The organism is Pseudoalteromonas sp. AOP7-A1-14 (assembly GCF_052376275.1).
GTDB lineage: Bacteria > Pseudomonadota > Gammaproteobacteria > Enterobacterales > Alteromonadaceae > Pseudoalteromonas.
Map to the genome: position 1 here is coordinate 23416 of NZ_JBQSVO010000029.1, position 8227 is coordinate 31642.

Below are 8227 nucleotides of genomic sequence, written 5' to 3' on the forward strand. Positions count from 1 at the left end.
CTAGTGATATGGTAAGTTAAGTTACGGAAAACAAAATAATAAAGGGTCAAAATGACAAATAACAACTTCTCTTCAACCGCTGCTTTTTTATGGTCAGTCGCTGACTTACTTCGCGGTGATTTTAAACAATCTCAGTATGGCCGTATTATCCTTCCTTTTACACTGTTAAGGCGTTTAGAGTGTGTGCTTGAAGCCACCAAACCCGCCGTGCTTGAAAAGTACGAAACCGTAAAAGCTATGCCAATTGAAGCGCAAGACAAGCTCCTAACTCACGCAGCGCAGTTAAGCTTTTACAATACTTCAAAAATGGATTTAAACCGCCTTGGTGAAACCGATGTAGCTAGTAACTTAGAAAGCTACATTCAATCGTTTAGCCCTAATGCGCGTGAAATTTTTGAACACTTTGATTTTTTTAACACTATAGATAAGCTTGCTGAGGCTGACTTACTTTATAAAGTAGCGAAACGTTTTGCTAACGCCCCATTATCCCCTGAAAAAATTAGTAACTATGGCATGGGTTTAGTGTTTGAAGAGCTAATAAGGCGCTTTGCTGAAAGCTCTAACGAAACCGCGGGTGAGCACTTTACCCCGCGCGACATTGTACGTTTAACCACCTCTTTAGTGTTTACCAATGACGACGATGCGCTTACACAATCGGGCTTAGTGCGCTCAATATACGACCCAACAGCGGGTACTGGCGGGTTTTTATCATCGGGTATGGAATACGTACTAGAGCTTAACAATAAAGCATCGCTTTCAGCGTTTGGGCAAGAGCTAAACCCAGAGTCATACGCTATATGTAAAGCCGATATGCTTATTAAAGGTCAAAAGGTCGATAACATTAAGCTGGGTAATACATTATCAAACGACCAGCTACGCACTGAAAAGTTTGACTACATGTTATCTAACCCACCATTTGGCGTGGACTGGAAAAAAATACAAAAACAAATTAACGATGAACACACCGAAAAAGGCTTTGAAGGCCGCTTTGGTGCGGGTTTACCGCGTGTGTCTGACGGCTCGTTACTGTTTTTAATGCACTTAGTTAGCAAAATGCGTCCACAACACGAAGGTGGCTCGCGCATTGGTATTATTTTAAATGGCTCACCTTTATTTACCGGTGGTGCCGGTAGTGGTGAGAGCGAAATTCGCCGTTATATTCTTGAAAACGACCTGCTAGAGGCCATTGTAGCCCTACCTTCAGATATGTTTTACAACACAGGCATATCAACTTATGTTTGGGTACTTTCAAGCCATAAGCCAGCAAACCGTAAAGGTAAAGTACAACTTATAAATGCGGCAAAAGAGCGTGCTAAAACAGGTGGCAGAGGCCGCAGTGGTGGTGGCGAGTCAACTGAAGAAGTTGAAAATGTGTTCTATGCAGCCATGCGTAAGTCACTCGGCAGCAAACGTAAAGAACTAACAGAAGATGCAATAGAAACCATTGTTAAAACATACGGCCAATTTGTAGAGAATGACTTTAGCAAAATATTTGATTACCAAGAATTTGGTTATCGCCGTATTACTGTAGAGCGCCCATTACAACTGGCAGTTTATCCAAAAGATGAGCTACGCATAACTGCTTTAACAACCGACAAAGCATGGGATAAGTTAAACGAGCATGCTCAACACACTATCCTTGCAGCGCTTGCCTCACTTAACTACGATAAATATTTATCTCGCGATGCATTTATAAACGCATTAATTACTGAATTAGAAACAGCTACACCAAGCGTTAAGCTAAGCGCTGCCCAACTTAAACTGATAGTTAAGCACTTAAGTGAGCACGATGACGAAGCAGAAGTATGTAAGGTAAAGGGCAAGGTAGAAGCTAACCCAGACTTACGCGATAACGAAAACGTGCCACTTACCGAAAGTGTTGATGACTACTTTGAGCGTGAAGTATTACCCCATGTACCAAATGCGTGGATTGATACTAAAAAAAGGGATGAGCAAGACGGCGAAATAGGCATTGTTGGTTATGAAATACCATTTAATCGCCACTTTTATGAATACGTACCACCGAGATCATTGACCGAAATTGACGCTGATTTAGATAAAGTATCGAGCGATATTATGCAGCTACTTAACGAGGTGCATTCATAATGACAGGTACAGCCTTGAGCGGAAGAAAGTATAAAGCATACCCTGAATATAAAGAGTCTGGAGTTGAGTGGTTAGATTTTCTGCCGTTTAGCTGGCAAATTATTAAAGTGAAGTTCTTGCTTAAAGATGGTGCGGAAGGAATAAAGATTGGGCCATTCGGTAGTGCTTTAAAGCTTGAAGATATGGTCAAAAAAGGTATTAGGGTATACGGACAAGAGAACGTTATTAAAAAAGATTTCACTCTCGGTAAGCGATTTATATCACACGAAAAATACAGTGGTATGAAAGTATACACAGCAGAAAAGGGAGATATTCTTGTAACAATGATGGGAACTAGTGGGAAATGCCAAGTAATTCCTGAAAATGCTGACCTAGGAATAATTGACTCTCACCTTCTTAAACTTAGAACGAACAAAAAAATATTGCCCGAGCTTTTTAGGTTATTAGTTGATGAGGCTCAGGAAGTTAAAAATCAAATAAGCAAGCAAGGTAAAGGTTCTATAATGCACGGCCTAAACTCGACTATAGTTAAAGAGTTAGAATTTCCATTACCTTCTATTGAAGAGCAAGCCCACATACTTAATTTCCTCGATCACGAAACCGCCAAGATCGACACCTTAATCGCCAAGCAAGAAAAGCTAATTGAGCTGTTAAAAGAAAAGCGCCAAGCGGTTATTTCTCACGCAGTTACTAAAGGGCTTAACCCTGATGCCCCAATGCGCGACTCAGGCGTAGAATGGTTAGGTGAAGTTCCAGAGCATTGGGGTATGAAACGATTAAAGTATCTTGGTGAAGCTAAAAATGGTCTTACGTACTCACCGAATGATGTTGTTTCTGAGGATGAAGGTGTTTTAGTTTTGAGATCATCAAACATCCAAGACGCTAAATTGAGTTTTACTGACAATGTTTATGTTGATATGGATATCCCTTCTCGCATTAGGGTCAAAGAAAATGATCTGCTAATTTGTTCAAGGAATGGCAGTAGAAAGCTCATTGGTAAAAATGCTCTTATGACTAAAGAAGCAGTTGGTATGGCTTTTGGAGCATTCATGGTCATTTTTCGAAGTGAAGTAAATCCATATTTGTACTGGGTCTTGAATTCGCCACTGTTTGAGTATCAATCAGGCTCATTCTTAACATCCACTATTAACCAGCTAACAATTGGTAATCTTGAAGGTATGGAGGTACCACTTCCACCCAAAAATGAGCAAGCAGAGATAAAGGCATATCTTATCAACAAGACGCTAAACTTTGACCAACTAATAACCAAAGCTATTTATAAGGTTAAGCTTTTAAATGAGCGCAAAACAGCACTAATCTCTGCAGCTGTAACAGGCAAGGTTGATGTACGAGACTGGAAGCCACAAGGAGTTTGAGGATGAATAATCTAACAAGCCTAGCTCCCTTGAGCCAAGAGCTGACCGCACTGATCCACAGTGCCAAGCAGCGCGCAGCGGTCGCAGTGAATAGCGAAATTACCTTATTGTATTGGCAAGTGGGTAATCGCATTAATCAAGCGGTGCTGGGCGGTGAGCGGGCCGATTACGGCAAGCGAGTAATTGCCACGCTTTCTAATGAGCTAACGGTGCAATTTGGCAAAGGCTGGAGTAAGCGCAACCTTGCGCAAATGGTTAAGTTTGCAGAGGTTTTTTCGGATATAGAGATTGTGCACGCACTGCGTACACAATTGAGCTGGACCCATATTCGCCAGTTAATTGCTATTGATGAGCCCATAAAGCGAGACTTTTACACCACAATGGCCATTCAGGAACGCTGGTCAACCCGCACCTTGGATGAGCGCATTGGCGCATTGTTGTTTGAGCGCACGGCTATTTCTAAAAAGCCAGACGATACCATTGTGGCTGAACTCTCTGAGTTACGAAATTCAGGCCAATATAATCAAGAACTGCTGCTTAAAGACCCCTACATTCTCGATTTCTTAGAGCTGAATGACCGCTACTTAGAGAAAGATTTAGAAGATGCCATTTTAAGAGACATTGAGCAGTTTTTATTAGAGCTGGGCGCTGGTTTCAGTTTTGTGGCACGTCAAAAGCGTATCCAAATTGACAACGATGATTTTTATATCGACTTGCTATTTTACAACCGTAAGTTAAAGCGTTTGGTGGCAATCGATTTAAAGCTCGAAAAGTTTAAACACAGCCACAAAAGCCAGATGGAGCTATACCTCAACTGGCTAAAAAAATATGAAACCGAAGAAGGTGAAAACCTACCACTTGGGATCATTTTGTGCTCCAGTAAAAAACAAGAACAAATTGAGTTACTTGAAATGGAAGGCAGCGATATTCATGTTGCAGAATACCTAACGCATTTGATGGATGTTGAACTACTCGAACAAAAATTACAGCACTCTATTGCCAAGGCAAAGCAACGATTAAATCAAAAGGATGAGTAAATGAGCCAAGCAAAAACAGTAAGAGAGTTGCAACTTCAAAACGATATTATTGACCAAATGCTTTCACAGGGCTGGTTGCTGGGTGAGTCGAATAAATATAATAAAGAGCTAGCCCTTTACCCAGAAGATGTAATTGCTTTTGTAAAAGGCTCTCAGCCTGAGCAATGGGATAAGCTGCAAAAACATTATCCAGAAACTGATAGAAGCCCAAGTGCAACCACTGATGCTTTACTTAAAAACCTAGAGCGTAATTTAAAAAATAAAGGGACGCTTTGGGTATTACGTAATGTTATTAAAGACCGTGGTGCTAAATTTAGCTTGTGTAGTTTTAAGCCTGATCACGATTTAAACCCTGATGCGAGTAAACGCTATAACAAAAATATTTTACGCGTGGTGCCTGAGCTAAAATACTCACCGAATGGGTATGATGGCCGGTTAGACTTAACCTTATTTGTAAATGGGTTACCGGTTGCAACCTGTGAGTTAAAGTCTGAATTTAAGCAGTCTCTCAATAATGCCAAAGTGCAGTATATGAAAGACCGCCAGCCAAAAGACCCAACCACTAAAAAGGCTGAGCCATTATTGACCTTTAAACGGGGTGCGTTAGTCCACTTTGCAGTAAGCCAATATAATGTGGCAATGACGACCCGTTTAGCGGGTAATAAAACCTTCTTTTTACCGTTTGACCAAGGTACAGCAGAAGGCGCTGCGGGAAATGATATCCCGGCTGATGGCGGCTATGCTACCTCGTACCTTTGGAATGAGATTTTTCAAAAAGATAACCTGTTACTTATTTTAAGCCGCTATATTCACTTAGAAGTAAAAGACGAAGAGCAACTAGATGGCTCTATAAAAGTAAAAGAAACCATGATATTCCCGCGTTATCATCAATGGGCTGTGGTTTCTAAGCTTATAAATACCGTGGATTTTGAAGGCACAGGTAAAAAGTACCTTATTCAACATAGTGCGGGCTCGGGTAAGTCGAACTCTATTGCGTGGCTATCGCATCAGCTGGCCTCTAAACATTACTTAACTGAGCACCCTGAATTACAAAAACAAGCGGGTGATAAAGTATTTGACTCAGTAATAGTAATTACCGACAGAACCGTTTTGGATAGCCAACTACAAGATACGATTTATCAGTTTGATCATAACGAAGGAATGATAGCGCGCGTTAACCGTGAAGAAGCACAAGGCAGTAAATCGAGCCAGCTAGCTGGTGAGCTAAAAGCCAGTACCTCGATTATTATTGTAACCATACAAACCTTTCCGCATGTTTTAGAGGCTATACGTAAAGATTCTACCCTAGCTGGGCGAAGTTTTGCAGTAATAGCCGATGAAGCGCACTCTAGCCAAACAGGAACAACAGCACGTAAGTTACGTGAAGTGCTTATGGCTGAACAACTTGAAGGCGATGACGAGCTAGACAGCGAAGATATGCTGCGTTTATCTTTAGAGGCCCGAAAAGGTTCTAACAATATTAGTTATTTTGCTTTTACAGCAACCCCTAAAGCTAAAACCTTAGAGCTATTTGGTCGCCCTGAAGATTTAGACGCACCGCTAAGCGATACTAATAAGCCATTACCCTTTCATGTGTATTCAATGCGCCAAGCCATTGAAGAAGGCTTTATTTTAGATGTGCTGCAAAACTACACAAGTTACCGCGTGGCATATCAATTAGCTCATGATAACCCGCAGTCTGAACAAGAAGTAGATAGTAAAAAAGCGGCGTCTAAAATGGCTAAATGGGTAAGGCTACACCCTTATAATATCGCCCAAAAAGTTGAAACAATTGTTGAGCACTTTAATGCAAAAATTAAACACTTATTAGGCGGTGAAGCTAAAGCAATGGTGGTGACGAGTAGCCGTTTAGAAGCTGTTCGTTACAAGCTTGCTTTTGAAAAGTATGTAATGGATAAAGGCTATGAAAACGTCAATGCAATGGTGGCGTTTTCTGGTGAAGTAAACGACCCAGATATCCCTGATCATGCTTTTACTGAAAAAGCGATGAACCCTAATTTACGTGGCCGCGATATGCGCAAAGCCTTTGACACTAACGACTACCAAGTAATGTTAGTAGCGAATAAGTTTCAAACAGGATTTGACCAACCTAAATTAGTAGCTATGTATGTTGATAAACCATTAAAGGGTGTTGAATGTATACAAACGCTCTCTAGGCTAAACCGTACTTGCAAAGGTAAAGATAAAACCTTTGTGCTTGATTTTGTAAACGACCCTAAAGAAATTTTAGAAGAGTTTAAAGTTTACTTTCAAACTGCTGAGCTTTCGGGAGTATCTGACCCTAATATTGTTTACGACATAATGGAGAAGCTTGCTGAGGTGGGTATTTACCAATGGTTTGAGGTAGAAACCTTTGTAACCGCTTATAACAGTAAACATGCCAAGCAAGACAAACTCACCAATATTATGAAAGCGCCGGTTGAACGATTTAAGCTGCGCTACAAAGAAGCCACCACGGTACTGCAATCAGCTCAAAAAGAGCTTTCAAAAGCGAAAGATGAGAACAACGACAAAGCGATTAAGTACAGTGAGAACAGTGTTAAGCACGCTAAAGAAGCCAGAGATATTTTAGATGTGTTTAGAAAAGATTTAATCTCGTTTTATCGTTACTACGAGTTTAGCTCTCAAATTGTTGACTTTAACGACACTGACTTAGAAAAGCTCAGTGTATTTGCTAAAAACTTACACCCACTATTACGCATGGATGTAATAGAAGACGACGTTGACCTAACTGATGTAGTTATGACGCATTATCGGCTGCATGAACAACGCGAAGCTGATTTACAGTTAGGTCATAAAATTGGTGAAGAACCTAAAAGCTATATACCACCAAGTAAGGAAGGCTCGGGCGCAGTACCAAAAGACCCTAAAACGGAGCTTTTAAACGAAATAATTGAGCGTATGAACGACCTGTTTGCTGAAGATGGGCTATCTGAAAACGATATGGTTAATTACGCTAATGCAATTATGGGTAAAGTAGCTGAAAACGAAACCGCAATGGATCAGGTTAAGCACAATACTAAAGAGCAAGCCATGCTAGGCCAATTTCCTGAAGCAATTCAAAACGCGATTATTGAAAGTATGGATACTCACAACGTAATGGCCATGAAAGCACTATCAAGCGATTTAGTGTCTAAAGGCATCGCGAGCTTGGTATTCGACATGCTAATGAAAGGTGTTGCTGCTAAGAGCAATGAGCAACACAGTTAGTAATCATATTTAATTAAGTAAAGCCCTTAAAACAAAGTGTTAGGTTGTTACGGTAAAACAACTCTGTACCAAAAGTTTAAAAAGGGCTTTTACTATTAAATCAATTAATCATTCTTCGTATTTAATTACAAAGCACCTTTAAAGTGCGTTTGAAACAAACAATCGACTTATATGTACTGATGCTACTAAGCAAGCTTTCATTTATTGCCTAGTTACGATTTATCATCTAAATAAAATAGCAAAAGTATCAATAGTACATACAAGATAAATTTGAAACCCATCAATTGCGCCTACCTCTTAAACTTCTGTTCTAAATCTTGCTACAGATTTCTCCTGTCTAATACTGGCAATACGGGGAGTAATAATCATATTTTCGCTAGTTATTATTTTTAAGAGCAGTCATTTAGAGCCATTTTTTTAAAGGTAATATGGGCTATTTTTAGGGGGAGCTGAGCACAAGAGCCTTTCAATACTAAC

4 protein-coding genes are annotated in these 8227 nt (G+C 40.2%); all 4 read left to right on the plus strand.

Annotated elements, in window-relative coordinates; all coding sequences use genetic code 11:
* The first annotated feature begins 51 nt into the window (after nucleotides 1-51).
* From ACT3RM_RS06930 to ACT3RM_RS06945, 4 genes are read left to right on the plus strand one after another with little or no spacing between them, the layout of a single operon-like run.
* Nucleotides 52-2106 carry a type I restriction-modification system subunit M gene (locus ACT3RM_RS06930; protein ID WP_441994985.1) on the plus strand — a complete coding sequence of 685 codons (2055 nt, stop codon included), beginning with the start codon at nucleotides 52-54 and terminating at the stop codon, nucleotides 2104-2106.
* Entirely contained in the window at nucleotides 2106-3482 is a 1377-nt protein-coding gene (locus ACT3RM_RS06935) for a restriction endonuclease subunit S (RefSeq protein WP_441994987.1), read from the plus strand. Before ACT3RM_RS06930 ends, ACT3RM_RS06935 begins: the two co-directional genes overlap by 1 nt.
* Nucleotides 3483-3484: 2 nt before the next feature.
* The gene (locus ACT3RM_RS06940; RefSeq protein ID WP_441994988.1) at nucleotides 3485-4519 is read left to right on the plus strand and encodes a PDDEXK nuclease domain-containing protein; all 1035 of its coding nucleotides are present in this window, start codon (nucleotides 3485-3487) and stop codon (nucleotides 4517-4519) included.
* Nucleotides 4520-7750, plus strand: a complete 3231-nt coding sequence (locus tag ACT3RM_RS06945; RefSeq protein ID WP_441994989.1) for a type I restriction endonuclease subunit R — start codon at nucleotides 4520-4522, stop codon at nucleotides 7748-7750.
* Nucleotides 7751-8227: the final 477 nt, after the last annotated feature.

Bases quoted from the DNA above. Each gene is read 5' to 3' on its own strand.
- ACT3RM_RS06935 (WP_441994987.1), top strand. From the start codon at position 2,106: ATGACAGGTACAGCCTTGAGCGGAAGAAAGTATAAAGCATACCCTGAA.
- ACT3RM_RS06945 (WP_441994989.1), top strand. From the start codon at position 4,520: ATGAGCCAAGCAAAAACAGTAAGAGAGTTGCAACTTCAAAACGATATT.
- ACT3RM_RS06930 (WP_441994985.1), top strand. From the start codon at position 52: ATGACAAATAACAACTTCTCTTCAACCGCTGCTTTTTTATGGTCAGTC.
- ACT3RM_RS06940 (WP_441994988.1), top strand. From the start codon at position 3,485: ATGAATAATCTAACAAGCCTAGCTCCCTTGAGCCAAGAGCTGACCGCA.